Raw genomic sequence first — 25856 nt, forward strand, 5'->3', positions numbered from 1 at the left:
AGTCACCAGCGTGGCCACCACAGCCAAGCTGGTTGCGCTTACGCGCAACGCGCCATGCCTGGCGCACCATAAAAAAAACCCGACTCGCGTCGGGTTTCTTGCGTTCGCTGATGCGCCGGGGCGCTGTCAGCCAACAGGTGCGCCGTTACTTGGCGCGACCTTTGTACGAACCGCCTTCGCGGGTATCGATCTCGATCATGTCGCCGATTTCGATGAAGTCGGCAACGCTCAGCTCGGTACCGTTTTTCAGTTTGGCAGGCTTCATGACCTTGCCCGAAGTGTCGCCGCGAGCGGAACCTTCGGTGTAGTCGACCTGGCGAACGATGGTGGTTGGCAGCTCTACGGATACCAGACGGTCTTCGAAGAACACGGCTTCGCAGACGTCGGTCATGCCTTCTTCGACGAACGGCAGAACGGCTTCGATATCTTCAGCGTTCAGCTCGTACATGGTGTAGTCGGTGGTGTCCATGAACGTGTAAGAGTCACCGCTGATGAACGACAGGGTGGCTTCCTTGCGGTCCAGGATCACGTCTTCCAGCTTGTCATCGGCGCTGTAGACGGTTTCGGTCTTGTAGCCGGTCAGCAGGTTCTTCAGCTTGGTCTTCATGATGGCGCTGTTACGGCCGGATTTGGTGAATTCGGCCTTCTGTACCAGCCATGGATCGTTGTCGATCTTGATCACGGTACCAGGTTTCAGCTCTTTACCAGTTTTCATTACAAACTTCCGAATAGGGTGGGGATTACAAAATTCCAGGCCGCATATCATAGCCAATTTCGATGAAACTGCACCAGAGCCGTGGCTAGATCCGCCTGACGGCCCTTTTCGTCGCTCCAGGCCTGGGCATGGGCCGACAGCTCGGCCCAGTTCGCCAGCATCTCCCGCCAACTGTCGGCGATGTCCTGCTCCATGTTCCAGGCGCGCCAGAAATTCACCGTGGCGGCCTTGGCCGCAGCGCCAAGCCCTTGAGTGTAGAGGGCCAGGAAGGCTTCGAGCTTTTCCCAGTGGGCATACTCCTCCTGCTTGTAGATGTGCCAGACCAGCGGTCGCCCCGCCCACTGCGCGCGAACGAAGGAGTCCTCGCCGCGCACGGCATTGAAGTCACAGCACCACAGCAGGTGATCGTAATCATTCTGGCTGACGAACGGCATCAGCTGCAGGGTCAAGTTGCCGCGCTGGCGAGGCTCGTCCAAGCGCAACGGCCCCTCCCCCAGCCACCGCTCGACATCCCCCAGCACCCGCCCACGCGGCACCAGCAGATGGCTCGGCTGCGAACCCTCGGCCAGCGCCTGCAACCAGGCTGGCACCTGTGGATGCTCGTAGGCGAACAGCGACATCAGCCGCGCCCCGGCGGCCACTTGCACACCCCACCGGGCCAGGAAAGCCTGCCGCCCGGCCGGATCCTCCTGCCACTGGCGGCGCCGCTCCAGCAATCCGGCCTCGCGCAGCAGTCCGCCGGTATCCGCCTGAAACCCCGGGAAGAAGAAATACTTCTGGTAGCCGGCGGTTTTTAGCGACGGCAAGCCATGACACCCGCCCACCCAGTCCTCGGCGCTGAGGTAATCCAGATTGAGCCACAACCGCACCGGGCTGGAACTGGCCATGGCATCGACATAGTCCGCCGGTAACTTGCAGGCAAAGGCTTCAATCACGACGTCCGGCAAGTCGACCTTCTGCCACACTTGCGGCCATTGGCGAACGTCGACGCCTGCTTGCCATTGCTGCCCCGCCTGAGGGTCGGCACCTGGGCAAAGTGGCGCGAAGGAGGCCAGATCATCCACCCAGAGACGCACCTGCAGATCGTGCTCGGCCACCAACTGGCGAGCCAGGCGCCAGGTCACACCGATATCGCCATAGTTGTCGACGACGCTGCAAAAAATATCCCAGGAGGCTTTCATGTCAGACACCAATTATGCTGTTCCCTTGAGGCGATAGATCGGCTCGTTGAAGCGGCCCAGTGGGCCAAACCGCCGATTGTCCGCAGTTTCGCGCGTCGACAACAGCAGCAAAGCAGATAATTCAGCGGCAAGCCGTGCAACAATGTTTTGCCCGAGAAGTTATTTCAGAATGTACCGAGAGAACTGCGAGCAACGCATCGGGTCCACAGACGTATCCTGCAAGCCGCTTTCCAGCCTGCAATTCACCCCAAGCCAGGAGGCTGTGATGCCTGTTCCAAGCAATAGCCGCGAGCTGCCCGCGCGCGCCAGACGCCCCCTGCGCCTGGTGCTGATCATCGCCCTGGGTATCTGGCTGGGCTTCATGGCCCTGGGCCTGAGTGGCTGGTTGATCTACAAGACCCTGTACACGCCCATCGACGCGCCGGCCGAGATCAGCAACCTCACCACCCCGCCGAGCATTCGCCAGCCCCAGGCACCGGCCCTGCCAGCGATGCCCAGCGATCCCGCCCTGGCCTCGCAGAACCACATGTTCGAGCAGTATCAGGAAAACCTCAGCCGCCAGGAAATGTCCGGTGCGGTCGAGGAAGCGCGGCGCAACCCGGATAATTTCTCCAACCCCAAGTGCCAATTCTGGTTGCAGCAGGCGCAAACCGCGCCCAGCGACAAGAGCCGCGCCAACGTATTGATGTTTTGCAACTGACATGGCCAAAACGCAACTGCTCGAACTGATCACCGCGACCCTGGCGCGTAACCTCGACATCGCCCAGCGCGCCGCGCAGACCGCATACGAAACGGCGACACACGAAGAAAACGTTGCCGAGAACAAGTACGACACCCTGGGCCTCGAAGCCTCTTACCTGGCCACCGGGCAGGCGCGCCGCACCGAGGAAATTCGCCAGGCACTGCTGAAGTATCAGGCTTTGGTGCTGCGTGATTACGATGCCGCCGCGGGTATCCAGGTCGGCGCGCTGATAGATCTGGAGAATGCCCGGGGCGAACGCCAGCAAGTGTTCCTCGGCCCGGATGCGGCCGGGCTGACACTCACCCTCAATGGCACCGCAGTCACCGTGATCACCCCCCATGCCCCCCTCGGCAGGGCGCTGCTGGGCAAATTCGAGGGTGACGAGGTGAGCATCCGCATCGACAACCGCTTTCAGCAATCGGAAATCCTCGGCATTCGCTGAGCGCCTCACACCGCGCTGAAACGCTGATACAGCCCCTGAGCCTTGAACTGCTCGATGACGAAGTCCACAAAGGCGCGGGTCTTGCCGGACAGCAGCTTGTGCTCGGCGTAGTACAAGGAAATGTTGCCGTCGTCTACGTACCAGTCCGGCAACACTCTTACCAGCGTCTGACGCTCGAAGTAAGGCAAGGCGAACGGCATGCTCACCAGGGCGATGCCCAGGCCCTGCTCCGCCGCCGCGCAGGCCGCTTCGGAATCGCTCATGGTCATACGCGGTTTGAAGCGCAATGGGGCTTGCTCCTGCGTGCGGTGGGTCAGCGGCCAGTTGCGTACTCGCCCGGTCTGCGGCGAGCGGATAAGGATGCCGTCGGCTGCCTGCAGGTCATCGGGATGCGCCAACGCCCCCAGACGCTGCAGATAGCCAGGCGCGGCGACCAGAATCCGGTGGGCCGGCGCCAACTTGCGCGCCACTACGCCTGGGGGCAATTCGAAGCCACCGCCGATGGCCGCATCGAAGCCTTGGCCGATCAAGTCCACTTGGCGATTATCGAAATGCCAATCGGCGACGATAGCCGGGTATCTCTGCAAAAACGCCCCCAGCAACGGCACGACATACAAGCGCCCGAACACCAGGCCCATGCTGACCTTGAGCGTGCCCACTGGCTGGCCCTCAGCGCTGGCCAGGTTAGCCACGGCGTTCTGGATAATGGCGAAACTGCCGCTTACCTCCGCCAGAAAGCGCTGCCCGGCTTCGGTCAAGGTCAGGCGACGAGTGCTGCGCAGAAACAGCCGCACGCCGAGGCGCGCTTCCAGGCCGGCGACGTTCTTGCCCACGGCCGCCGGCGTCAGGCTCAGCCGCCGCGCGGCCTCGGCGAAGCTGCCCGCTTCGGCGCTGCGAATGAAGCTTTCTATGCTGCCAAAGTTTTCCACGACTAGACTCCGAGCCCGGACGGTAACGGTAAAACCGCTGATTATAAACTTTTGGTTTACATAGCCTATGCCAATCATGGTCTACACGACAGGTAATCCAGCGCAGATACTCATACCCACACCAGGGCACCACGCCCTGCTCACTTGAGGAGAAACATCATGTCCAGTCTTACCGGCAAAGTCGCATTGATCCAAGGCGGTTCCCGCGGCATCGGCGCCGCGATCGTCAAACGGCTCGCAGCCGATGGCGCCAGCGTGGCCTTTACCTATGTCAGCTCCGCGGCAAAAGCCGAGGCGCTGCAGAACGAAATCATCGCCAGCGGCGGCAAAGCACTGGCGATTCAAGCCGACAGCGCCGACGCTGAAGCCGTACAACGGGCAGTCGCAGCAGCCGCTGAAGCCTTCGGCGGCCTGGATATTCTGGTCAACAACGCCGGCGTGCTGGCTCTGGGCTTGGTCGAAGAGCTCGCCCTGGCCGATTTCGACAAGACCTTGGCCATCAATGTGCGTAGCGTCTTCGTCGCCAGCCAGGCGGCCTTGCAGCACATGGGCAACGGCGGACGGATCATCAACATCAGCAGCACCAACGCCGACCGCATGCCCTTCGCCGGCGGCGCTACCTACGCCATGAGCAAATCGGCCCTGACCGGCCTGGTCAAAGGCATGGCCCGCGACCTCGGCCCACGGGGCATCACCGTCAACAACGTGCAGCCTGGCCCCGTGGACACCGACATGAACCCGGCGGATGGCGAAATGGCCCCTGGGATGCTCGGTTTGATGGCGCTGGACCGTTACGGCACGGCTGAAGAGATCGCGGACTTCGTCGCCTACCTGGCCGGCCCGCAGGCGGGGTACATCACCGGGGCGAGCTTGACGATCGACGGCGGCTTCGGGGCCTGAAGCGGGCTGGAATGGCTCGTTGCCCAGAGCTCATGCGCGCAATCTTTGCGAGCATGAGCGGCTGCCGCGCGCTCATAGATCGGCGTCGAACACCACTGTTACCCGCCCTTTGTAGTGAGTATCCGGGTGGGTGACCATTTCCTTGATGGGCTCGCCGTTGACTTCAAAACGCAGGTAGGAGCGCCGCTGGAACACTGCGCCTTCCTTTGGGGAGAATCTCGGCACATGGGTGAACGATTGCGTCAGCGGGTAATCCAGCGCCTCCATGAAACTGCCGTCGTTACGCCCCAGCAACCCCGGCATGGTGATGGCCACATCCAGTGGTACCGTCGAAGCACCATTGGAAATGCCGCAACGGCCATCCGGCATCAAGTGCTCGCAATTAAGGTTCACCGAAAAATTGGTTGAACCACTGACCTGGAAGTGCAGGTCCTTGCGCAAGGTCGTCGGCACTTTTTTATAGTCGGTCCATTGATTCCAGCCACCCAAGGGCTTGAGATTCACCGTCTCGCTGCCTGGCGGAAAATCCAGGGAAAACAGGTGATTTACCGTCAATACAAAATTGACGTTAATATTGGGGTCAACGACGTGCACGACACCATCACCCAGATCGAAATCGCTGCCTCGCCCACCCTGGGTATAATAAGTACTGCCACGATAGATCCCATTCTTCATATTCAACGGCTCAGGCGTATCGAGCTCATAGATCATATCGAACGCATGAATGCCAAACTCGGCGTCAGCCAGCATCCCATAGGCGCAACTGCTACGTCCACCGGCGCCGTTATCGTTACGCGTGATAATTCGCATGATACTCGTTGTACCATTGGCATTACCGAATACCTCCCTACATCCCCTTAAATCTCGGGTATCGCTGGGCAATACTCCATTATTGCGCTGCCCATATCTGAACGCCACGCCCGTGATACGAAGAATCAATTCTGCCGTCTCCCCGGTATCCGAGGTTACGGTAATCGTCCTTTGAGCAGGCAGCTCAAAAAAAATCGACCCCCGGCCATGATCCGTCACACCGTTGCCCAGTTTGGTACTCTCGTAGCCTATGCCTGTCGCGATGCTGAATACATTATTGGCTTTACACCATTCATAATGCGCGTTGCTGCAGACCCCACTCACAGGCGTCGTATTGGTAAAGGTGCGATTGTTCGGGTTGTTTCGATTGGGCGTAAACTCTGCACTGACCCTGACACTATAAGCCCGCGCCGGCGTCTGCCACAGAAACTGCACTATCAGAAGTAATACCAGTAGCAGCAAGCAACTACGATTATATTTAGCCAGACTCTTGGATTTCATGAATTATCCTTGCTGCTCGACACTTGCACTGAGTAACGGGTCACGCGCGTCCAGATCGTCACACTTCAACTTGCCGACCATGACCACATCGCCCTCACGCGGGTAACGCTTGTCGTCAAGATGGAATGTGCAGCCTCTGATACTGGGATGAGCCACTTCCAGTACCGGCTGACGGGCACTCATCTCGAGGGTAAAGAAGCCATCCGCTTCAGCGACACTGCGCCCGGCATGGTTACGCACATGGGCGCCGCGCAACGGCTTGCCGGCGGCATCGAGGACCTGCCCCATGACGGTCAGGGTCTGCATCACCGTGACCTGACGGTAGGCAACGCCGCCCTTGTTCAGGTGGTAGCTGGTGGTTGCAGGGTGGATGGACGCCGCAGGCGCATCGCGCCCGGCGAAGTCCAGTTGCAAGGTGCCCGGCTTGTAGGCTGTTACGGGCACGAAGTTGCGGCCAGGCTTGAGCGTCGTGCTGCTGCCGTTGGTGCCCTGAGCTATCAGTTCAACCTCCGGCATGTCGGATTCGACATCGACGATCATGCCGGTGTGAGCGCCGCTGTTGACGCCATTGCCGGCAGTGACCATTTTGCCGCCACCGATGGCCACCGTACTTTCCAGGTTGACCCCGCCCGCGAGGCCACCTTCGAGGGACGAACGCTGGGCAAACAGGTCGCCCCTCATCACATCACCGTCAAAGGCAGCGCCGCCATTCAAGCCAACGCCATAGCGGTCGCTGGAGACCGCGCCATTGACACTGGTCAGCAGGCCGCCTTGCAGCTCCTGGTAAACCCCAGCATTCACATACTGATCACGCCCACCTTTACTGGCCGCGCGCGAGCCGGCACCGACGCTATAGCGCCGACCCGCTCCCCCCAGGGCCATGCTCAACGTGACATCGATCCCGCGATTGCGCTGGTTGCCACTGCTGGCGGTGGCCGGCCGATCGAACACCGAGGTCCGCCAGTTGGCATCGCTGCCCATCACCTTGGCACGTCGACTGAAAGACAGGTCCAGCCCCACGCCATTGGTGACGCCGTTACTGTGCGAAGCACGGGCGGTCAGGCTGTTGACGTCATCCAGACGATGATTGAGTGCAATCGCCGAGTTCTGTTGGGTGCCGGCCCGAAGCTTTGAATACTTGTCGGCGTTCTGCCAGTTCAGGCTGTGGTTGAACATCACGCTGCCAGAGGCATAGTTGCGGATCGCCTGCACATCAAGCCCCACACCATGCTCGCTGGAATGAAATACGTTGGTATACAGATTGGAAGTATCACTGGCGTGCCAGTTGAGCGAGCTGCCCACCGCTCGCTCTTTACCGATTTGCTGCGCCATGGCGCCCAGCACCGCGCGAGGGTGAGCGAGATAATTCACCACCCCGCCGACGGCCAGATCATTGGTTTCGTCAGCGCTATAGCTGTTGAGCAGATTGCGCTGCTGCCCGATGAACGAACTGTAGCGCCAGCGCTCCTGCGAGTTGCTCCAGTGCACCGGCTTATTGATCAGTTCAGTCTCGGTCGAGGTCACCTTGCCGTCTTCGACCAAGCGCACCTCCACTTCGTAAATCCCCCCGGGCAGGCGACGGGTGTCGATGAGCTGCAAACCAGGCTCCACCGGCTGGGTATAGATGAGACTGCCGTCACGATAGATTTCAACCGTACCCTGGCGATTGGCCGTTACGTAGACCGGGTAAATACTCGGGCTGGAACCGTTGACGGCCAGGCTGTCGGACGAGCCGAACATGAGGCCGGCAATGGTGTTGGGTACCGCCCCAGGCGTACTTGGCTGGCGCGCTACCCCTTGGAAATTGGGCAGGAAAAAACCGGCCTTGAAGAAGTGCTTGTCATGCTCGCGCTGGCCGTAGAGGCTCTGGATCGACTGCCGGGTCTGGGCATCGTCGGCGCGGCTGCGGTCGATCTGATAACTGCCAACCGTGGTCCAGTTGCCCAGACTGCCCTGGGCGTCCACCACATAACGCCCGCTGCCCTCGGTACCGCTGCCACCGAACACGTTGAGCTGGTTGCGCAGCATCAGGCCATGACTGCCACCCTCCGGCAACCGGTGATAGCGAATTTCAGCAGGGTCCGACTCGGCAGCATCGGTCACCAGTGACAGCAGCGAATTGTCCAGGCTGTAATGGATCGCCCGCAGGCCGTTGTCACAGCCGCTGACGCACTCACCGAGCAACCGTGGCTGGTTGAGATAATCACTCCAGCGCTGACGGTCGGCGACACTTAACTTGCTGTCGTGAAATTCGCTGAATTCCAGTAATTGGAGGGTGTTATTGCGCGACAGCACCACTCGACCATCACCCAGAAACTTGCCGTCCAACTCAATTCGAACGGTCAACGGCAGATCGAAGAAATGCTCGAGAAAATCTTTAGGAAGGCCTTCTGTCTGCTCCAGCAAACTCAATGAAGCTTTGTTTCTCGCCTGCGCAGGCTCAGGCGTTACTGTCGCTGCCTGAGCAGACGCGCAGCAGAACAGGAGTGCCATACTCAGGGCGTTCGGATTAAAAAACACAGCAGCTCCCAAAGACGGGGGATGAATTAAGCCCCGCTTCAGGAGCTTTGTTACTCTATCCGGCCAGCTTTTTATTGATCAAGGCGCGACGGAGTCGAACAGCATGTGCACGGGGCCGGAGTAAGTACCCGTGGCATAACCGGTACCCGTTGCCGGTGCGGCGGCCACCACCAGCTGCATACGCTTGCCGGCTGCAGCTTCCGTAGCAGTGGCCACTTTTACCGCCGCGGCCGAACCGACTGCCAGGCCGATGCCGCCGACACTGACGAGCAAGGGAATGCTGTCAGCGCCACTGACCAATTGCGGAGCAAAGCTCAAGTAAGCCTCGACATCGCCGACGCCGCCGATTATCTGCAGCGGGCCACCTACCGTTCCGAGGGTTTTAGCGACGCGGTCGTAATTCATTGCCAATGGGGCACCGGCCCAGCCACCCACGTCATAGACATCGAGCGTGGTCGATGACGGAATATAAGCGGTCACGTCCACATCAACGCTAATTGGCGCGGCAAAAGCGGCACTGGCAGAAAAGATCAAGGCGGCGCCAAGCATCATAGGGGTTTTCATGTTTACATCTCTCTCGCTGGTTAAACGTCCCTGTACGGAACAAAGTAGTAGTACTTTTATTCGGCAGCCAAGCGAATCGGTTTTTCGTGATTCCCTTCGATAAGTTTGAACTGGTAGGTCTGCTGCTCGGTTTTGCTGAAGGTTTCGCTGCGTTTGGGAAGCAGATGAATCTTTCGGGAGGCTAGGCAATTGGCGCCTTTGGCGTCACACACTTTGAAGTCATCAAGTACAACAGTGCTGTTACCGTCATTGCGCACGGTATATCCGGCCGTATCGTCTTCATGTCGAGTGGCATAGTGTGCATGGGTTGGATGCACGATGATAATGGTGCCAAAGCCTGCCATCACGCTCACGCCGGCGGACAGTTCTCTTGCATATTCACTGCGCTCTTGCGCTGACAGCGCGAAGTCATCGGACTTCTCAGGAACGGCGGGTACATATCGAACTCGATAATAGCGTTCGCGACTTCTGTCACCCGAATAGACCAACCGCGTCGACTGCTGACTGTTCGCTGGAATGATCATCCGTGCCGGGCTGGCCACAAGACCATCCTTGTCAGTCCCCAGGCGTGAGTTTTCGACCGCCTGTTCGCTAGGCTTGCCGTCCTCGCCGTAGACGATTTCACTGATTTCCACGCGCACGAACGCTGTTGCGTCACCACCGTTGCGAACACGCTTCAAGAAAGTCCCTTTATCGGAGTCAATATAATCAAACATCGACCCTACATTGATTTTAGGTGTCGCCGCTTGCGCATGAGATAGTGTAAGACCCATGCAACATGCCAAAGAAAACATTAACACTTTCATTCATTTCTCGCTGACAGATCTACGGCCAAGGTCAATCCACACTCAGACAACACAATAACCATTGGCCGATGGCGGGCACTGCAAGCCCATCTCTACAATTGCTACTTGCTATTACGCGGAGAACATCTTGAAAATCGACGGCACTATCGAGCGTTGATGGCATAGGTCGCGCGTATTGTTGTTGTGACTGAGCTGTCGGTGGGGGCTCATCCTATAGACCTTCGCGGCCCTCGAAAATAAGACAAGTCTTAAATTCAAGAGTCGGCGGAAAAACGCGGCATTTTGGTCGGGTTCGGCTCAGGGGGTTGCGATCACAGACGTGCGCAACGGCGGATCGAGATCTGCGGCGTTTATCCTCAAGGCTCTACGCGCTTACGAATCGCCGGGGCCCAGAAACCAAAAACCCCCGCAAGCCTGGGCTTGCGGGGGTTTCGGGCGTATCGAATATGGCGGTGAAGAAGGGATTCGAACCCTTGATACAATTTCTTGTATACACACTTTCCAGGCGTGCTCCTTCAGCCACTCGGACACTTCACCGTATCTCGGCACACCGTTAGGTCTGTCGAGGCGCGCTAATGTATTCGAAAGCCCCGCAGATGGCAAAGGTTTTTTGCAGAATTTTCATGCGGTTAATACGGATTGCCGTGCTGTCGGGTGTTGCAGGCTCAGGCGGGGCGTTTCCACATGGGTCAACCCGCGTGACCGCCCAGTCAGTCACGGCGCTTTACCTTGGGCCGTTGCGTGGGTAACGTCTGCTGCACTTCATAACAAGGAATCGCGTCATGAGCGAGCTGATCGACTACCGTCTCGAAGACGGCATTGCCACCTTGAGCCTGCATAACGGCAAGGTCAACGCGCTGTCGCCAGAGGTCATCAGTGCCTTCAACCAGGCACTCGACCAGGCCGAGCAGGACAAGGCCGTGGTGATCGTCACCGGCCAGCCGGGCATTCTTTCGGGCGGCTACGACCTCAAGGTGATGACCAGCGGCCCGCAGCAGGCCATCGATCTGGTGACCTCGGGCTCGACCCTGGCACGGCGCCTGCTGGCCCACCCCTATCCGGTGATCATCGCCTGCCCCGGCCACGCCGTGGCCAAGGGTGCCTTTCTGCTGCTGTCCGGCGACTACCGCATCGGCGTCGAGGGGCCGTTCCAGATCGGCCTCAACGAGGTGATGATCGGCATGACCATGCACCACGCCGGCATCGAACTGGCCCGCGATCGCCTGCGCCGCTCGGCCTTCCAGCGGGCCGTGATCAACGCCGAAATGTTCGACCCGGCAGCGGCGCTGAACGCCGGATTCTTCGACAAAGTGGTCAAGCCCGAGGCGCTGATGGAAGAGGCCCTGAAGGCGGCGCAGCAATTGAAAAAAATCAACATGACCGCGCACCGCAACACCAAGCTCAAGGTCCGCAAGAAACTGCTGGATAACCTGCAAGAGGCTATTCGGCTGGACCAGCAACTGGGCTTTTAGCGCGCATGCGCGTCGCCATGGCGGCCATCTCGTCATACAGCGCTTGAGGCTGGCGCTGTTTGAGCTGCCAGGCGGCGCGGCCTTGCTCGTGGGGCAGGATCATGAATGTCTCGCGAGCCACCTCGACATAGATGTAATCGGCAATATCCGCCGCTGATATCGGCGAACTCTCCAGCAATCTGGCCACCTGTGCCTTCATCGTCGGGGTCGGCCCGCGGAACGAATCCAGCAGCGCGGTCTGGAAGAACGACGGGCAGACCACATGCACGGCCACCTGCGCGTCACGCAGCTCCACCAGCAGGCTCTCCGACAACGCCACCACCCCGGCTTTGGCCACGTTGTAATTGCTCATGCCCGGCCCCTGCATCAAGGCCGCCATGGAGGCAACGTTGATGATGCGTCCGCGGCTGCGCTCCAGTTGCGGCAGGAAGGCCTTGCAGCCCTTCACCACGCCCATGAGGTTGATCGACAGCTGCCAGTCCCAGTCTTCCAGCGACAGCTCGGCAAAAAACCCACCCGACGCCACACCAGCGTTATTGACCAGCACATCGATGCCGCCCCATTGCGCCTCGCAGCGTTGCGCCAGGGCCACCAATTGGCTGTAGTCCCGTACATCGCAATGCTGAACGAATCCGTCGCCGCCCACCGCCCGCACCTGCGTCAGGGTTTGCTGCAAGCCCTGCTCGTTCAGGTCACACAGGGCCAGCTGCCAGCCCTCACGCCCCCAGCGCAGGGCAATTTCGCGACCCAGCCCGGACCCAGCTCCGGTGATCATCATGCGCATGGCCATCGCCATCACCTCCCCGTCATCGACTGATGAGTCGAGACTAGCCTCCCCGGTACAGGCGCGCAGGTACAATCCACGCCCTGAATATATCGAGCGCGGGTGAGTCGGCGGGTAGCAAAGTTCCGTGCGCCTGCAAAAATATCGTGCAGTAATAAAATGACTTTTTTCGACAGACCGGAGTCGGACTTGTTAAGCGGTCATGAATATCCCGACCGGCGAACATAACTACAGTCCAAATAAGGAAGTCACCATGGGCACCATACTTATCATCATCCTGATCCTGCTGCTGGTGGGCGGTCTGCCCGTGTTCCCGCACTCCAGAAGTTGGGGCTACGGGCCGTCGGGGATCATTGGTACCGTACTGATCATCCTGCTGATCCTGGTATTGCTCGGGAAGATATAGCGTTCGGACATAATGAAAGAGGCAGCCAAATGGCTGCCTTTTTCATGCCTGCGATTTGCTTAGTGAGAGACCGCCCCACTCGCTCCCAGACCGGTCTGCGAACGCACGAACTGCGGATAGAACTTGGCCCGCTCTTCGTCAGCGGCAGTGGACTTGTCGGTCACCGAGAAGAACCAGATACCGATGAAGGCGATGATCATGGAGAACAGCGCCGGGTACTCGTAAGGGAAGATCGCCTTGGCATGGCCCAGGATCGACACCCAGATGGTCGGCCCGAGGATCATCAGGCCCACGGCACTGATCAGGCCCATCCAGCCGCCGATCATGGCGCCGCGGGTGGTGAGCTTCTTCCAGTACATGGAGAGCAGCAGGACCGGGAAGTTGCAGCTGGCGGCGATGGAAAACGCCAGGCCGACCATGAAGGCGATGTTCTGGCTCTCGAACAAGATGCCCAGGCCGATCGCCAGTACGCCGAGGGCGATGGTGGTGATCTTCGAGACGCGGATCTCGTCCTTGTCGTTGGCCTTGCCCTTCTTGATCACGCTGGCGTACAGGTCATGGGACACCGCCGAGGCACCGGCCAGCGTCAGGCCGGCGACCACCGCGAGAATGGTGGCGAAGGCCACGGCCGAGATGAAGCCCAGAAACAGACTGCCCCCCACCGCATCGGCCAAGTGCACCGCCGCCATGTTGTTGCCGCCCAGCAAGGCACCCGCGGCGTCTTTGAAGGCCGGATTGGTGCTGACCAGCAGAATCGCGCCGAAACCGATGATGAAGGTCAGGATGTAGAAGTAGCCGATGAAGCCGGTCGCATAGAGCACGCTCTTGCGCGCTTCCTTGGCATCGCTGACGGTGAAGAAGCGCATCAGGATGTGCGGCAGGCCGGCGGTACCGAACATCAGCGCCAGGCCCAGCGAGAATGCCGAGATCGGATCCTTGACCAACCCGCCGGGGCTCATGATCGCCTCGCCTTTGGGATGGACCTTGACGGCCTCGGCGAACAGCGCATTGAAATCGAAGTTGACGTGCTTCATCACCATGATCGCCATGAACGAAGCACCGGACAGCAGCATCACCGCCTTGATGATCTGCACCCAGGTGGTCGCCAGCATGCCGCCGAACAGTACATACAGGCACATCAGAATGCCGACCATGATCACCGCCACATGGTAATCGAGACCGAACAGCAACTGAATCAGCTTGCCGGCGCCGACCATCTGCGCGATGAGATAGAACGCCACGACCACCAGCGAGCCACAGGCCGACAGGGTACGGATCTGGGTTTGCCCCAGGCGATACGAAGCCACATCGGCGAAAGTGTATTTGCCCAGGTTGCGCAAGCGTTCGGCGATCAGGAACAGGATGATCGGCCAACCCACCAGAAAGCCGATCGAATAGATCAGGCCGTCATACCCGGAGGTGTACACCAGCGCGGAAATCCCCAGAAACGAAGCGGCCGACATGTAATCGCCGGCAATCGCCAGACCGTTCTGGAACCCGGTGATCTTGCCGCCCGCAGCGTAATAGTCAGCCGCCGACTTGTTGCGTTTGGACGCCCAATAAGTGATGCACAGCGTTAAACCCACGAACACCACGAACATGATGATGGCGGAGATATTCAGCGGTTGTTTCTGCACGGCGCCTGATATTGCATCGGCGGCTAATGCGGCCGGGGCAACAGCGCCCAGAGCCAATGTCGCCAGCAAGGTACGGATCATTGTTGCGCCTCCTTGAGGATCTCGTTGTTGAGGTCATCGAATTCGCCATTGGCCCGCCGTACATAGATGGCGGTGAGCACAAAAGCGCTGACGATCAAACCGACCCCGATGGGAATACCCCAGGTGATCGACGAGCCTGCACTGATCTTGGTGCCCATGATCTGGGGCCCATAAGCAATCAGAAGGATGAAGGCGGCGTAGAGGCCGAGCATGATCGCTGAAAGAATCCAGGCGAACCGCTCGCGTTTGGAGACCAGTTCCTTGAAGCGCGGACTGTCTTGTATCTTGCTGTAAATGCTGTCGTTCATTATTTTTGTCCTAGCAGCACAGATTATGTTGGAGCGTAGCCACTGTATGCTGGCCATAGACGCGTTCCAGACGACTTTAGTCGTATAGCCAGTATGGACGTGCAAATGAAAAAGGCCACCGCGAGGGTGGCCTTTTGATGACTTGCAGCCGTACTTATTTAGCGGTCCATTGCGCAACGCGATCAGGGTGGGCGGCGACCCATGCCTTGGCGGCCACATCCGGCTTCTCGCCATTCTGTACCGCGAGCATCACGGTGCCGATCTCGTCAGCCGAGGCCCACTGGAACTTCTTCAGGAAAGCGACCACGTCCGGGGCTTTCTTCTCCAGCCCCAGGCTGCCGACGCTGTCGACCGTTTCAGCTGCACCGTAGACGCCTTTCGGGTCTTCCAGGAAGCGCAGCTTCCACTTGGCGAACATCCAGTGCGGTACCCAACCGGTCACGGCGATGGATTCTTTCTTGTCTTCGGCACGGGCCAGTTCAGCGGTCATGGCGGCGCCGGAGCTGGCCACCAGTTTGTAGTCCAGACCGTAGTCCTTGATCGCCTGGTCGGTCTTGAGCATGACGCCCGAGCCAGCATCGATACCGACGATCTTCTTCTTGAAGCTGTCATCGGTGGCCAGATCGGCTACCGATTTGGCCTTGACGTACTCGGGCACGATCAGGCCGATCTTGGCGTCCTTGAAGTTCGGGCCATAGTCGACGACCTTGTCCTTGTTCTTGGCCCAGTACTCGCCATGGGTGACCGGCAGCCAGGCCGAAAGCATCATGTCGAGCTTGCCGGTAGCCACGCCCTGCCACATGATCCCGGCCGCGACGGGCATCAGTTTGGTGTCGTAACCCAGTTTCTCCTTGATGATTTCGGAAGCCACGAAGGTGGTCGCCACACTGTCGGACCAGCCATCGACATAGCCGATGCTTAACGTGGGCTTGGTATCAGCGCTGGCGAGGGTGGTGCCCATGGCCAGAACCAGAGCGGCACCCGCTCCCAAAAGACGTCGCATTTTCATGTTGCTTCCCCGAAAAGGCTGGGCTCGACAGTATCGAGCACTGAGAATGTTGTGTGTTGGTGCAAGGCGCCTGCGTTACGCCCATTGCCGGTCCTCGGCCCATCGGCGCTATCCGGGTGAGCCCGCCCGACGCACTGATCATCGGCCCAGGGACACAACCATCCTGCTCTGCCAGCGACCTTGACGGGGTGGAAAACGACATCACTCGGCCATTAGCGAAGAAGAAACAAAAAATCGCCCGAACCTTGCATGGTGAAGCTCAAGGCAACCGCAAATACGGGTAACATGCGCCCAGTGTTTTTGCCTGGCGCCATCATGTCCTCCACCGCTCGCTCTGCCCTGCTGCCCTATCTGCTTGCCTGCCTGATCGCCTTCGCGGCGCTGTGTGCTTTCTGGTACGCACTGGGCGAACCCGTGACCCTGGCCGATGCCGCCAGCCCCTCGCACAAACTGCAATGCGCGTCCTATACGCCGTTCGACAAGGACCAATCGCCGTTCGACCAGCCTCTCAAGGTGCGTCCGGCGCGCATGGACGCCGACCTGGCCTTGCTGGCCACGCGTTTCCAGTGCATTCGCACCTATTCCATGACCGGCCTCGACGCCATCCCGGACCTCGCGCGCAAGCATGGGCTCAAGGTGATGATGGGCGCCTGGATCAACAGCAATCCGGTGGACACCCAGCTCGAGATCAAAGCGCTGATCGCCTCGGCCAATGCCAATCCGGACGTCGTCACCTCGGTGATCGTCGGCAACGAGGCTTTGCTGCGCAAGGAAGTCACCGGCGCGCAGCTGGTCGCGCTGATTCGTCAGGTCAAGGCGGCGGTCCAGCAGCCGGTGACCTATGCCGATGTCTGGGAGTTCTGGGATCAATACCCGGAGGTCGGCAAGGCTGTGGACTTCCTGACCATCCACCTGCTGCCGTACTGGGAAGACAAACCCAGCGGCATCGACGACGCCCTCGCCCATGTCGCCAACGTTCACGACGATTTCGCCAAACGCTTCGCGCCGCGCGAGATCGTCATCGGCGAGACCGGCTGGCCAAGCGAAGGACGTCAACGCCAGACCGCGCTGCCGAGCCGAGTCAACGAGGCCCGCTTCATCCGCAGTTTCGTCGCCATGGCCGAACAGCGCGGCTGGCACTACAACCTGATCGAAGCCTTCGACCAGCCATGGAAGCGCGCCAGCGAAGGCGCCGTGGGCGGCTATTGGGGGCTGTTCGATGCCGACCGGCAGAACAAGGGCGTGCTCGAAGGCCCGGTGAGCAATCTGCCGTTCTGGCCGCAATGGCTGGGGGCGGGCACCTTGTTGGGGCTGCTGGTGCTGGTCATCGCGGGGCGTCTGCAAGCCACTTCGTCGGCTTTGAAACCGGCGCTTTTGCCATTGCTGGTGGTGGTCGGCGTTGCCAGCCTGGGTGTCTGGGGCGAGCTGATGCGGGTGACCGCACGCTTTGTCGGGGAATGGCTGTGGGCCGCGGTAATGGTGGCGCTGAACCTGATCGTGCTGGTGCATGGCGCGCTGGCACTGGCGAACCCTGTCGGCATTCGTGCCCGTCTGCTGGACTGGCTGCAAGCCCGTGCCGGCGCCTGGGCCATGGCCGCCGGTTTCGCCGGTGCGGTGATGATGCTGACCATGGTGTTCGAGCCACGCTATCGCAGCTTCCCCACCGCAGCCCTGGTGATACCGGCGCTCGTCTATCTATGGCGACCGGTGCGGGTACGTCGTAACGAAACCCTGCTGCTGGCACTGATCATCGCTGCCGGCATCATCCCGCAACTGGCCCGTGAAGGCCTGCAGAACCCGCAGGCGTGGGGCTTTGCGCTGGTCAGCGCGCTGCTGGCGCTGGGCTTGTGGCGCTGTGTCCAGGTACCGCGCTAACCCGCGCCGCCCCCTTCGCGAGCAAGCTCTGCTCCCACAGGTGTACCACTGCAGCACCGCCAACTCTGTGGGAGCAGAGCTTGCTCGCGAAGAGGCCCGCAGCCTCCCCCCCAATCAGCGACGAACCAGCCGCAACCCGGCAATCACCACCGCGAAGACCGACAAGCTGGCGCTGTAGAGCGCCAGCCCCGGTGTGCCGATGACCAGGCCCACACCCGCCAGCCACTTGCCCACTCGCCCCGGCACGACAAAACCGAGCACGGCGAATCCCAGCGCCGACCAGCCGATCACGCCCAGATAGATGATCAAGCCAAGGTGCGAGCGCGCCTGGCACTGCCAACGACCGGGATCGTCGACGCAGGCCGCCAGCCATTGCGTGCTTTCCATCAGCCCATAGCGCACGCCATAGCTGAGCAGAACCCACAGCGACAACAGGATCAGGCCAATCCACAAAGGCATCCGACGGGACATGCACTACTCCAGGCTGAGAAAATCGTCGCACAGCATAATCACCTTGAGCGACCTTGCAAGCAAAAGCCCGCGCCACTCTGTCAGCGCCGTGCCCATTCGGTGTATCGTGCGCGCTGGGGTGTACCGGCGCCCCCCCTTTTCTTGCACTAAATAATGCAACGCTTGGCAACTTGCCATTAGCCAGATGGTCTGAGCCTGCGTACATCAAAATCAGCATCTGCCGTTCCAGGGAATTAATTCATGCTCCGATCATTGCGCTTCGCTGCCTTGCTGGGCGGTCTCATAATGAGTGCGTCTGCGTTGGCGAAGGATGTCGATCCTGCCACCTATGGCTATCCACTGCACAATCCCTTCGAGGCAACGATCGCCTCGACGCCGCCGGACCTGCGCCCTAAGCTGCCGGCCAACAGCGATATCGATCAGGACGATTACACCCTCAACCTGCGCCCCGAGCGCGAGCAGATCCTGCCCGACAACTTCTGGGCGGTGAAAAAACTGCGCTACCGCCTGGCCAAGCAGGACCACCCCGCGCCGCTGATCTTCCTGATCGCCGGTACCGGTGCGCCCTACACCAGCAGCCTCAACGAGTTTCTCAAGAAGCTGTTCTACCAGGCTGGCTACAACGTCGTGCAGCTGTCGTCGCCCACCAGCTATGACTTCATGAGCGCCGCCTCGCGGTTCGCCACACCCGGCGTGAGCACCGAAGACGCCGAAGACCTGTACCGCGTCATGCAGGCCGTGCGCGCCCAGCATCCCAAGCTGGCCGTCACCGACTACTACCTGACCGGCTACAGCCTGGGCGCGCTGGACGCGGCCTTCGTCAGCAAGCTCGATGAAACCCGCCGCAGCTTCAACTTCAAGAAGGTCCTGCTGCTCAACCCGCCAGTCAACCTGTACACGTCGATCTCCAACCTCGACAAGCTGGTACAGACGCAGGTCAAGGGCATCAACAACAGCACTACCTTCTATGAGCTGATGCTGGCCAAACTGACGCGCTACTTCCAGGAAAAAGGCTACATCGACCTCAACGACGCACTGATCTACGATGTCCAGAACTCCAAGGAGCACCTCTCCAACGAGCAACTGGCGATGCTGATCGGCACCTCGTTCCGCTTCTCGGCAGCCGATATCGCCTTCACTTCCGACCTGATCAACCGTCGCGGCCTGATTACCCCGCCCAAGACCAAGATCACCGAAGGCACCAGCCTGACGCCCTACATGCGCAAGGCCCTGCAGTGTGACTTCAACTGCTACCTGACCGATCAGGTCATCCCCATGTGGCGTGCCCGCACCGACGGCGGCAGCGTGCTGCAACTGGTCAACCAGGTCAGCCTGTACGCGCTCAAGGATTACCTGCACGACAACAACAAGCTCGCCGTTTTCCATAATGCCGACGACGTGATCCTCGGCCCTGGCGATATCGGCTTCCTGCGCACCACCTTTGGCGATCGCCTGACGCTTTTCCCGTACGGCGGCCATTGCGGCAACATCAACTACCGCGTCAACAGCGACGCTATTCTGGAGTTCTTCCGTGGCTAGAAAATTCCTCTTCGCCGCGACGCTGCTTTGCGCAGGCCTGGCACACGCTGACGACGCACCGCGCACCACCGATGCGGACGGCTTCACCGAACCGAACAAGGCGCTCAAGTTCAACCCCGGCCTGGACCAACGCGAGTTCGAGCGTTCGACCATGACCGCGCTGAACGTCTACGACCCGCTGGAATCGATGAACCGTCGCCTGTACCACTTCAACTACAAGCTCGACGAGTGGGTACTGCTGCCGGCAGTCAATGGCTACACCTACATCACCCCGCGGTTCTTGCGCACCGGTGTGAGCAACTTCTTCAACAACATCGGCGATGTCGGCAACCTGCTCAACAGCCTGTTGCAGTTCAAGGGTCGCCGCTCGCTGGACACCACCGGCCGCGTAGTGCTGAACACCACCGTGGGCATTTTCGGCCTGTGGGACCCAGCGACTGCCGTGGGCCTCAACCGTCAGCCGGAAGACTTCGGGCAGACGCTGGGCTACTACGGCGTACCGGCCGGCCCTTACCTGGTGCTGCCGGCGTTCGGCCCCTCGAACGTGCGTGACACCACCGGCCTGGTCTTCGATTTCGCAGCCGAGTCGCAGATCAACTTCCTCAATGTCTCGCAGGTCAGCAGTGACCATCCGGAACTCTATGTGTTGCGCACGGTTGACCGTCGCTACCAGACCAACTTCCGCTATGGCTCGCTGAACTCACCGTTCGAGTACGAGAAAGTGCGCTACATCTACACCGAGTCGCGCAAGCTGCAGATCGCCGAGTAATATCCTGGCGGCAACAAAAAAGGCCGGACCTGTTTATACGGGGCCGGCCTTTTTTCTGCGTCGATCTTGATGGCCTCTTCGCGGGCAAGCTCTGCTCCCACAGAGACAGGAATCACTCTGTGGGAGCAGAGCTTGCTCGCGAAAGCCTTGTCAGCGCTTGCGCTTGTCGTACAGCTTCTCGGCTCCCGGCGGGCGCGACTTGAAGCGTCGATGGGCCCACAGGTACTGCTGGGGGCACTCGCGTATCACCTCTTCGACCCACTGATTGATCCGCACGCAATCCGCCAGTTCGCTTTCCCCCGGAATGCCTTCCATCGGCGGATGGATCACCAGGCGGTAGCCGCTGCCATCACGCAGGCGCTGTTGCGTGAAGGGGATCACCCGCGCCTTGCCCAACCGCGCGAAATGACTGGTGGCGGTCACCGTGGCCGCCTCGATGCCGAACAGCGGCGCGAAGACGCTCTGCTTGGCGCCGTAGTCCTGATCCGGGGCATACCAGATCGCCCGGCCCTTGCGCAGCAGCTTGATCATCCCACGCACATCCTCGCGTTCCACCGCCAGGGCGTCGAGGTTGTGACGCTCGCGCCCGCAGCGCTGGATGTAATCGAACAAGGGGTTCTTGTGCTCGCGGTACATGCCGTCGATGGTGTGGCGCTGGCCCAGCAAGGCGGCGCCGATCTCCAGGGTGGTGAAGTGGCAAGCCATGAGGATCGCCCCCTGCCCGTCGGCCTGGGCATCGCGCAGATGCTCCAGCCCTTCGATGTGCGCAAGGCGCGCCAGCCGGGCCTTTGGCCACCACCAGGCCATGGCCATTTCGAAAAAAGCGATACCGGTGGATTGCAGATTTTCTTTCAACATCCGCTGCCTTTCGACCAACGGTATTTCCGGGAAGCACAGCTCCAGATTGCGCGCCGCCACGTTGCGCCGCTCGGCCGACACCAGCAGCATGATGCGCCCCAGGCAACGGCCCAGGCGCAGCAGCGTGCGGTACGGCAGCTGCACCACCAGCCAGAGCAGGCCAAGGCCCAGCCATAGCGGCCAAAAACGCGGATGAAGAAAATAACGCTGAAAACGCGGGCGATCCATTAACAATTCCGGAGCTGGGAGCGGGCCGCGCATTCTACATCGGTTCATCGCGGGTTGCGGCATGAAGGCGTTCTCGCTATAAGTCTCGGCACTTTTTTCGTAACAAGGCGCGACTTGCCGACCATGAGCCAAACAGAATTCCAAGACACGACGCCCGTGTTCCAGTTGAAAGGCAGCATGCTTGCCATCACGGTGCTCGAGTTGGCGCAGAACAATCTCGAAGGACTGGATCGCCAGTTGGCGGCCAAAGTGGCCCAGGCACCGAACTTCTTCAGCAATACGCCGCTGGTGCTGGCGCTGGACAAACTGCCGCCCAGCGAAGGTGCTATCGATCTTCCCGGGCTGATGCGCGTGTGCCGTCAACACGGCCTGCGCACCCTGGCGATCCGCGCCAGCCGTATCGAAGACATCGCCGCCGCCATCGCCATCGACCTGCCCGTGCTGCCACCGTCCGGCGCCCGCGAGCGGCCGCTGGACGAGCCGCAAGTGCCGAAAAAACCGCCTGAGCCGGTGATCATGCCGACCAAGGTGATTACCACGCCGGTGCGCGGTGGCCAGCAGATCTACGCCCAAGGCGGCGATCTGGTGATTGTGTCCTCGGTAAGCTCGGGTGCGGAACTTCTCGCCGATGGCAATATCCATGTCTACGGCCCGATGCGCGGCCGCGCTCTGGCGGGGATCAAAGGCGATACCAAGGCGCGAATCTTCTGCCAGCATCTTGGCGCCGAATTGCTGTCGATCGCCGGGCAATACAAGGTCTCCGAAGACCTGCGCCGCGATCCGCTGTGGGGCTCGCCGGTTCAAGTCAGCTTGACCGGAGATGTGTTGAACATCACCCGTCTTTAACGGATACTGCGGCCTTTTTACGCATTACCGCTTCATACGCACAATCAGAGCGCAGTGGCATCAGCCCGGTTTCATCGGATATGCCGTCCGGAGCCGCTGCCCAAGTGCTTTTTCAAGTCATGTTTTCAGGACTAGCAATCCTTTTTCTCTAGGGGTGATACACCTTGTCCAAGATTCTCGTCGTTACATCCGGTAAAGGTGGTGTGGGTAAGACCACCTCCAGCGCTGCCATTGGTACTGGTCTGGCCCTGCGCGGCCACAAGACCGTCATCGTCGACTTCGACGTCGGCCTGCGTAACCTTGACCTGATCATGGGCTGCGAGCGACGCGTCGTGTACGACTTCGTCAACGTCGTCAACGATGAAGCCACGCTCAGCCAGGCCCTGATCAAGGACAAGCGTCTCGAGAACCTGTATGTCCTGGCCGCCAGCCAGACCCGCGACAAGGACGCGCTGACCCTCGAAGGCGTCGAAAAGGTCCTGAACCAGCTCAAGGCCGATTTCGAATTCGTCATCTGCGACTCGCCGGCCGGTATCGAGAAAGGCGCCAGCCTGGCCATGTACTTCGCCGACGAAGCCATCGTCGTGACCAACCCCGAAGTGTCCTCGGTACGTGACTCGGACCGCATGCTGGGTCTGTTGGCCAGCAAGTCGCGGCGCGCCGAAAAAGGCGAAGATCCAATCAAGGAACACCTGCTGCTGACCCGCTACAATCCAGAGCGTGTGAGCAAGGGCGAAATGCTCGGTGTCGAAGACGTCGAGGAAATCCTCGCCATTCGCCTGCTCGGCGTGATCCCTGAGTCGCAAGCGGTTCTCAAGGCCTCCAACTCGGGTGTGCCGGTGATCCTCGACGACCAGAGCGATGCCGGCCAGGCGTATAGCGATGCGGTGGATCGCCTGCTGGGCAAGGAAGTCGCGCATCGATTCCTCGATGTGAAAAAGAAGGGCTGGATCGAGCGCCTGTTCGGAGGTCGTGAATGAATATTTTTGACTTCTTTCGAGACCGCAAAAAGGGTAACACCGCGTCGGTAGCGAAAGAGCGTCTGCAGATCATCGTGGCGCACGAGCGTGGCCAACGGACAACGCCGGACTACCTGCCCGCCTTGCAAAAGGAACTGGTGGAGGTCATCCGCAAATACGTGAACATCGAAAACGATCAGGTTCAGGTTGCCCTGGAAAGCCAAGGCAGCTGCTCGATCCTGGAACTCAACATCACCCTGCCCGATCGCTAAGCGACCCGGACCAGGCGCCTCGGCGGCTCCGAGCCTCGATTCCGATCGAGCGCTCGCGAGTCGCCGTTGCCGTTTCAGCGCCCGTAGAGATATCAAACGCATGCCGCTGTCGAACATCCGCATCATCCACGAGGACCCGGCCTTTCTGGTGGTCGACAAGCCGACCCTGTTGCTGTCGGTGCCGGGCCGCGCCGATGACAACAAGGACTGCCTGATCACCCGCCTGCAGGAGAACGGCTATCCGGAAGCGCTGATCGTGCACCGGCTGGACTGGGAAACCTCGGGCATCATCCTGTTGGCGCGCAACCCGGACAGTCATCGCGAGTTGTCCCGGCAGTTTCATGACCGGGAAACGGAAAAGGCCTACGCGGCGTTGTGCTGGGGCCAGCCAGCGCTGGACAGCGGCAGCATCGACCTGCCCCTGCGCTACGACCCGCCGACCAAGCCAAGGCATGTGGTGGATCACGAGTTCGGCAAGCATGCGCTGACCTTCTGGCGCGTGGTCGAGCGCCTGGGCACCCATTGCCGCGTCGAACTGACGCCGATCACCGGCCGCTCGCACCAACTGCGGGTGCATATGCTGTCGATCGGCCATCCGCTGCTGGGCGACGGCTTGTATGCCGAGGGCGAAGCGCTGAGCGCCTACCCGCGCCTGTGTCTGCATGCTGCCACGTTGGGGTTCACCCATCCGGTGACTGGGGAGCGGTTGCGCTTCGAGTGTCCTGCGCCGTTCTAGGTGTTCACTGTTGGCCTTCAGGCCCTCTTCGCCGCCGAACGCGCAGCCCGGCTCCCACAGGTGGGGGAGCAGAGCTTGCTCGCGAAGAGGCCGGCACAGACGCAGCAAGTCCTTGATCAATACGTTAAACTCGCGCCATTGCTGTCTGGAGCGAACCATGCACGACATTTTGAACCAAGGCCTGATCGAATTCCTCAAGGCTTCCCCGACCCCTTTCCACGCCACCGCCAGCCTGGTGCAGCGCCTCGAAGCCGCCGGTTACCACCACCTCGACGAGCGCGACAGCTGGCAGACGGTGCCCGGCGGGCGCTACTACGTGACCCGCAACGACTCTTCGATCATCGCCATCCGCCTGGGCCGCAACTCGCCCCTGATCAGCGGCATCCGCCTGGTTGGCGCACACACCGACAGCCCGTGCCTGCGAGTCAAGCCGCAGCCCGAACTGCAACGCCAGGGCTTCTTCCAGCTGGGCGTCGAAGTCTACGGCGGCGCCTTGCTGACGCCCTGGTTCGACCGCGACCTGTCGCTGGCCGGCCGCGTGACCTTCCGCCGTGATGGCAAGGTCGAAAGCCAGCTGATCGACTTCAAGACACCGATCGCGATCATCCCCAACCTGGCCATCCACCTCAACCGCGAGGCCAACGAAGGCTGGGCCATCAACAAACAGATCGAACTGCCGCCGATCCTCGCCCAGGTGGCCGGTGACGAGCGCGTCGACTTCCGCGCCATCCTCACCGAGCAACTGGCGCGCGAGCACGGCCTCAACGCCGACGTCGTGCTGGACTACGAACTGAGCTTCTACGACACCCAGTCCGCCGCGGTCATCGGTCTGCACGGCGAGTTCATCGCCGGTGCGCGCCTCGACAACCTGCTGTCGTGCTATGCCGGCCTGCAAGCGCTGCTCAATGCCGAGGGCGACGAAACCTGCGTGCTGGTCTGCACCGACCACGAAGAGATCGGCTCCGCCTCGGCCTGCGGTGCCGATGGCCCGATGCTCGAGCAAACGCTGGGTCGCCTGCTGCCCGACGGCGACGATTACGTACGCACCATCCAGCGCTCCTTGCTGGTATCGGCCGACAACGCCCACGGCGTGCACCCCAACTACGCCGACAAGCACGATGGCAACCACGGCCCGAAACTCAACGCCGGCCCGGTGATCAAGGTCAACAGCAACCAGCGCTATGCCACCAACAGCGAGACGGCGGGGTTCTTCCGCCACCTGTGCATGGCCGAAGAAGTGCCGGTGCAAAGTTTCGTGGTGCGCAGCGACATGGGCTGCGGCTCGACCATCGGCCCGATCACCGCCAGCCATCTGGGCGTGCGCACCGTGGACATCGGCCTGCCGACCTTCGCCATGCACTCGATCCGCGAACTGGCGGGCAGTCAGGACCTGGCGCATCTGGTCAAGGTGCTTGGCGCGTTCTACGCCAGCCGTGATTTGCCTTGATACCTCGGCCGTCGCCCTTGTAGCGAGGGGGCTTGCCCCCGACAGGTGT

26 protein-coding genes and 1 tRNA gene are annotated in these 25856 nt (G+C 60.6%); 13 read left to right on the forward strand and 14 right to left on the reverse strand.

Translation table 11 applies throughout. The annotated features are described in order from the left end of the window. Window positions 1-145: 145 nt before the first annotated feature. Together efp and earP are read right to left on the reverse strand one after the other, a co-directional pair. Window positions 146-715: an elongation factor P gene (gene efp / locus AC3WJP_RS22700; protein ID WP_320572180.1), complete on the reverse strand. Its 570-nt coding sequence runs from the start codon at window positions 713-715 to the stop codon at window positions 146-148. A 47-nt stretch (window positions 716-762) separates the two neighbouring features. Then, the gene (gene earP, locus AC3WJP_RS22705) at window positions 763-1896 is read right to left on the reverse strand and encodes an elongation factor P maturation arginine rhamnosyltransferase EarP (RefSeq protein WP_493724153.1); all 1134 of its coding nucleotides are present in this window, start codon (window positions 1894-1896) and stop codon (window positions 763-765) included. A 265-nt stretch (window positions 1897-2161) separates the two neighbouring features. Here earP and AC3WJP_RS22710 point away from each other — a divergent pair, with 265 nt between their 5' ends. Then, window positions 2162-2596, forward strand: coding sequence for a hypothetical protein (locus AC3WJP_RS22710; protein WP_493724154.1), 435 nt, complete (start codon window positions 2162-2164; stop codon window positions 2594-2596). A gap of 1 nt (window position 2597) precedes the next feature. After that, window positions 2598-3080 (forward strand): GreA/GreB family elongation factor, encoded by a 483-nt coding sequence (locus tag AC3WJP_RS22715; protein WP_493724155.1) that lies wholly within the window; start codon window positions 2598-2600, stop codon window positions 3078-3080. A 5-nt stretch (window positions 3081-3085) separates the two neighbouring features. Here the strand turns inward: AC3WJP_RS22715 and AC3WJP_RS22720 are convergent, their stop codons facing one another. Continuing rightward, entirely contained in the window at window positions 3086-4009 is a 924-nt protein-coding gene (locus AC3WJP_RS22720) for a LysR family transcriptional regulator (protein WP_493724156.1), read from the reverse strand. Between the two features lie 159 nt (window positions 4010-4168). Here AC3WJP_RS22720 and AC3WJP_RS22725 point away from each other — a divergent pair, with 159 nt between their 5' ends. Beyond that, window positions 4169-4909 carry a 3-oxoacyl-ACP reductase family protein gene (locus AC3WJP_RS22725; protein ID WP_493724157.1) on the forward strand — a complete coding sequence of 247 codons (741 nt, stop codon included), beginning with the start codon at window positions 4169-4171 and terminating at the stop codon, window positions 4907-4909. Between the two features lie 72 nt (window positions 4910-4981). On the opposite strand, the gene AC3WJP_RS22730 is transcribed toward AC3WJP_RS22725, so the two are convergent. The 5 genes from AC3WJP_RS22730 to AC3WJP_RS22750 form a co-directional block, all read right to left on the reverse strand. Then, window positions 4982-6220 carry a hypothetical protein gene (locus AC3WJP_RS22730; RefSeq protein ID WP_493724158.1) on the reverse strand — a complete coding sequence of 413 codons (1239 nt, stop codon included), beginning with the start codon at window positions 6218-6220 and terminating at the stop codon, window positions 4982-4984. Between the two features lie 3 nt (window positions 6221-6223). Then, window positions 6224-8566, reverse strand: coding sequence for a TcfC E-set like domain-containing protein (locus tag AC3WJP_RS22735; protein WP_493724159.1), 2343 nt, complete (start codon window positions 8564-8566; stop codon window positions 6224-6226). A gap of 252 nt (window positions 8567-8818) precedes the next feature. Next, window positions 8819-9304 carry a CS1 type fimbrial major subunit gene (locus AC3WJP_RS22740; RefSeq protein WP_493724160.1) on the reverse strand — a complete coding sequence of 162 codons (486 nt, stop codon included), beginning with the start codon at window positions 9302-9304 and terminating at the stop codon, window positions 8819-8821. Between the two features lie 56 nt (window positions 9305-9360). Then, the gene (locus AC3WJP_RS22745; RefSeq protein ID WP_493724161.1) at window positions 9361-10110 is read right to left on the reverse strand and encodes a molecular chaperone; all 750 of its coding nucleotides are present in this window, start codon (window positions 10108-10110) and stop codon (window positions 9361-9363) included. A gap of 447 nt (window positions 10111-10557) precedes the next feature. Continuing rightward, a tRNA-Ser gene (locus tag AC3WJP_RS22750) sits at window positions 10558-10647 on the reverse strand. A 245-nt stretch (window positions 10648-10892) separates the two neighbouring features. On the opposite strand from AC3WJP_RS22750, the gene AC3WJP_RS22755 reads away from it, so the two are divergent. Beyond that, complete coding sequence (locus AC3WJP_RS22755; protein ID WP_493724162.1) at window positions 10893-11582, forward strand: crotonase/enoyl-CoA hydratase family protein; 690 nt, start codon at window positions 10893-10895, stop codon at window positions 11580-11582. On the opposite strand, the gene AC3WJP_RS22760 is transcribed toward AC3WJP_RS22755, so the two are convergent. Continuing rightward, window positions 11551-12372 (reverse strand): SDR family oxidoreductase, encoded by an 822-nt coding sequence (locus AC3WJP_RS22760; protein WP_493724163.1) that lies wholly within the window; start codon window positions 12370-12372, stop codon window positions 11551-11553. The two genes, AC3WJP_RS22755 and AC3WJP_RS22760, sit on opposite strands and share 32 nt — an antisense overlap. 247 nt (window positions 12373-12619) lie before the next feature. On the opposite strand from AC3WJP_RS22760, the gene AC3WJP_RS22765 reads away from it, so the two are divergent. Continuing rightward, window positions 12620-12772 (forward strand): DUF3309 family protein, encoded by a 153-nt coding sequence (locus tag AC3WJP_RS22765; protein ID WP_493724164.1) that lies wholly within the window; start codon window positions 12620-12622, stop codon window positions 12770-12772. 59 nt (window positions 12773-12831) lie between these two features. Here AC3WJP_RS22765 and AC3WJP_RS22770 read toward each other — a convergent pair whose 3' ends face one another. From AC3WJP_RS22770 to AC3WJP_RS22780, 3 genes are all read right to left on the reverse strand, one after another. Continuing rightward, the gene (locus AC3WJP_RS22770; protein ID WP_493724165.1) at window positions 12832-14490 is read right to left on the reverse strand and encodes a cation acetate symporter; all 1659 of its coding nucleotides are present in this window, start codon (window positions 14488-14490) and stop codon (window positions 12832-12834) included. Continuing rightward, entirely contained in the window at window positions 14487-14798 is a 312-nt protein-coding gene (locus AC3WJP_RS22775; protein ID WP_493724166.1) for a DUF485 domain-containing protein, read from the reverse strand. The genes AC3WJP_RS22770 and AC3WJP_RS22775 overlap by 4 nt, the downstream gene beginning before the upstream one ends. Window positions 14799-14952: 154 nt before the next feature. After that, window positions 14953-15807 (reverse strand): glycine betaine ABC transporter substrate-binding protein, encoded by an 855-nt coding sequence (locus tag AC3WJP_RS22780; protein ID WP_493724167.1) that lies wholly within the window; start codon window positions 15805-15807, stop codon window positions 14953-14955. A gap of 315 nt (window positions 15808-16122) precedes the next feature. Between AC3WJP_RS22780 and AC3WJP_RS22785 the strand changes: the two genes are divergently transcribed. Further along, window positions 16123-17682, forward strand: coding sequence for a glycoside hydrolase family 17 protein (locus AC3WJP_RS22785; RefSeq protein WP_493724168.1), 1560 nt, complete (start codon window positions 16123-16125; stop codon window positions 17680-17682). Between the two features lie 114 nt (window positions 17683-17796). Here AC3WJP_RS22785 and AC3WJP_RS22790 read toward each other — a convergent pair whose 3' ends face one another. Beyond that, window positions 17797-18153: a hypothetical protein gene (locus AC3WJP_RS22790; RefSeq protein ID WP_493724169.1), complete on the reverse strand. Its 357-nt coding sequence runs from the start codon at window positions 18151-18153 to the stop codon at window positions 17797-17799. A 240-nt stretch (window positions 18154-18393) separates the two neighbouring features. Here AC3WJP_RS22790 and AC3WJP_RS22795 point away from each other — a divergent pair, with 240 nt between their 5' ends. Together AC3WJP_RS22795 and AC3WJP_RS22800 are read left to right on the forward strand one after the other, a co-directional pair. Next, on the forward strand, window positions 18394-19692 hold the full coding sequence (locus tag AC3WJP_RS22795; protein ID WP_493724170.1) for a serine/threonine protein kinase: 1299 nt from the start codon (window positions 18394-18396) through the stop codon (window positions 19690-19692). After that, window positions 19685-20461, forward strand: a complete 777-nt coding sequence (locus AC3WJP_RS22800) for an MlaA family lipoprotein (protein WP_493724171.1) — start codon at window positions 19685-19687, stop codon at window positions 20459-20461. Before AC3WJP_RS22795 ends, AC3WJP_RS22800 begins: the two co-directional genes overlap by 8 nt. Before the next feature lie 150 nt (window positions 20462-20611). Here AC3WJP_RS22800 and AC3WJP_RS22805 read toward each other — a convergent pair whose 3' ends face one another. Beyond that, window positions 20612-21547 carry a lipid A biosynthesis lauroyl acyltransferase gene (locus AC3WJP_RS22805; RefSeq protein ID WP_493724172.1) on the reverse strand — a complete coding sequence of 312 codons (936 nt, stop codon included), beginning with the start codon at window positions 21545-21547 and terminating at the stop codon, window positions 20612-20614. 123 nt (window positions 21548-21670) lie between these two features. Here AC3WJP_RS22805 and minC point away from each other — a divergent pair, with 123 nt between their 5' ends. The 5 genes from minC to AC3WJP_RS22830 all read left to right on the forward strand — a co-directional run bounded on the left by minC (window position 21671) and on the right by AC3WJP_RS22830 (window position 25807). After that, window positions 21671-22393, forward strand: coding sequence for a septum site-determining protein MinC (minC, locus tag AC3WJP_RS22810; RefSeq protein WP_493724173.1), 723 nt, complete (start codon window positions 21671-21673; stop codon window positions 22391-22393). A 164-nt stretch (window positions 22394-22557) separates the two neighbouring features. Next, the gene (gene minD, locus AC3WJP_RS22815) at window positions 22558-23373 is read left to right on the forward strand and encodes a septum site-determining protein MinD (RefSeq protein WP_493724174.1); all 816 of its coding nucleotides are present in this window, start codon (window positions 22558-22560) and stop codon (window positions 23371-23373) included. Beyond that, on the forward strand, window positions 23370-23624 hold the full coding sequence (minE, locus tag AC3WJP_RS22820) for a cell division topological specificity factor MinE (protein ID WP_226503322.1): 255 nt from the start codon (window positions 23370-23372) through the stop codon (window positions 23622-23624). The genes minD and minE overlap by 4 nt, the downstream gene beginning before the upstream one ends. A gap of 100 nt (window positions 23625-23724) precedes the next feature. After that, window positions 23725-24360 carry an RluA family pseudouridine synthase gene (locus tag AC3WJP_RS22825; protein WP_493724175.1) on the forward strand — a complete coding sequence of 212 codons (636 nt, stop codon included), beginning with the start codon at window positions 23725-23727 and terminating at the stop codon, window positions 24358-24360. A gap of 157 nt (window positions 24361-24517) precedes the next feature. Further along, complete coding sequence (locus tag AC3WJP_RS22830) at window positions 24518-25807, forward strand: M18 family aminopeptidase (protein WP_493724176.1); 1290 nt, start codon at window positions 24518-24520, stop codon at window positions 25805-25807. Window positions 25808-25856 lie beyond the last annotated feature (49 nt).

The sequence above is a fragment of the Pseudomonas sp. GW821-FHT01A09 genome, assembly GCF_058986725.1.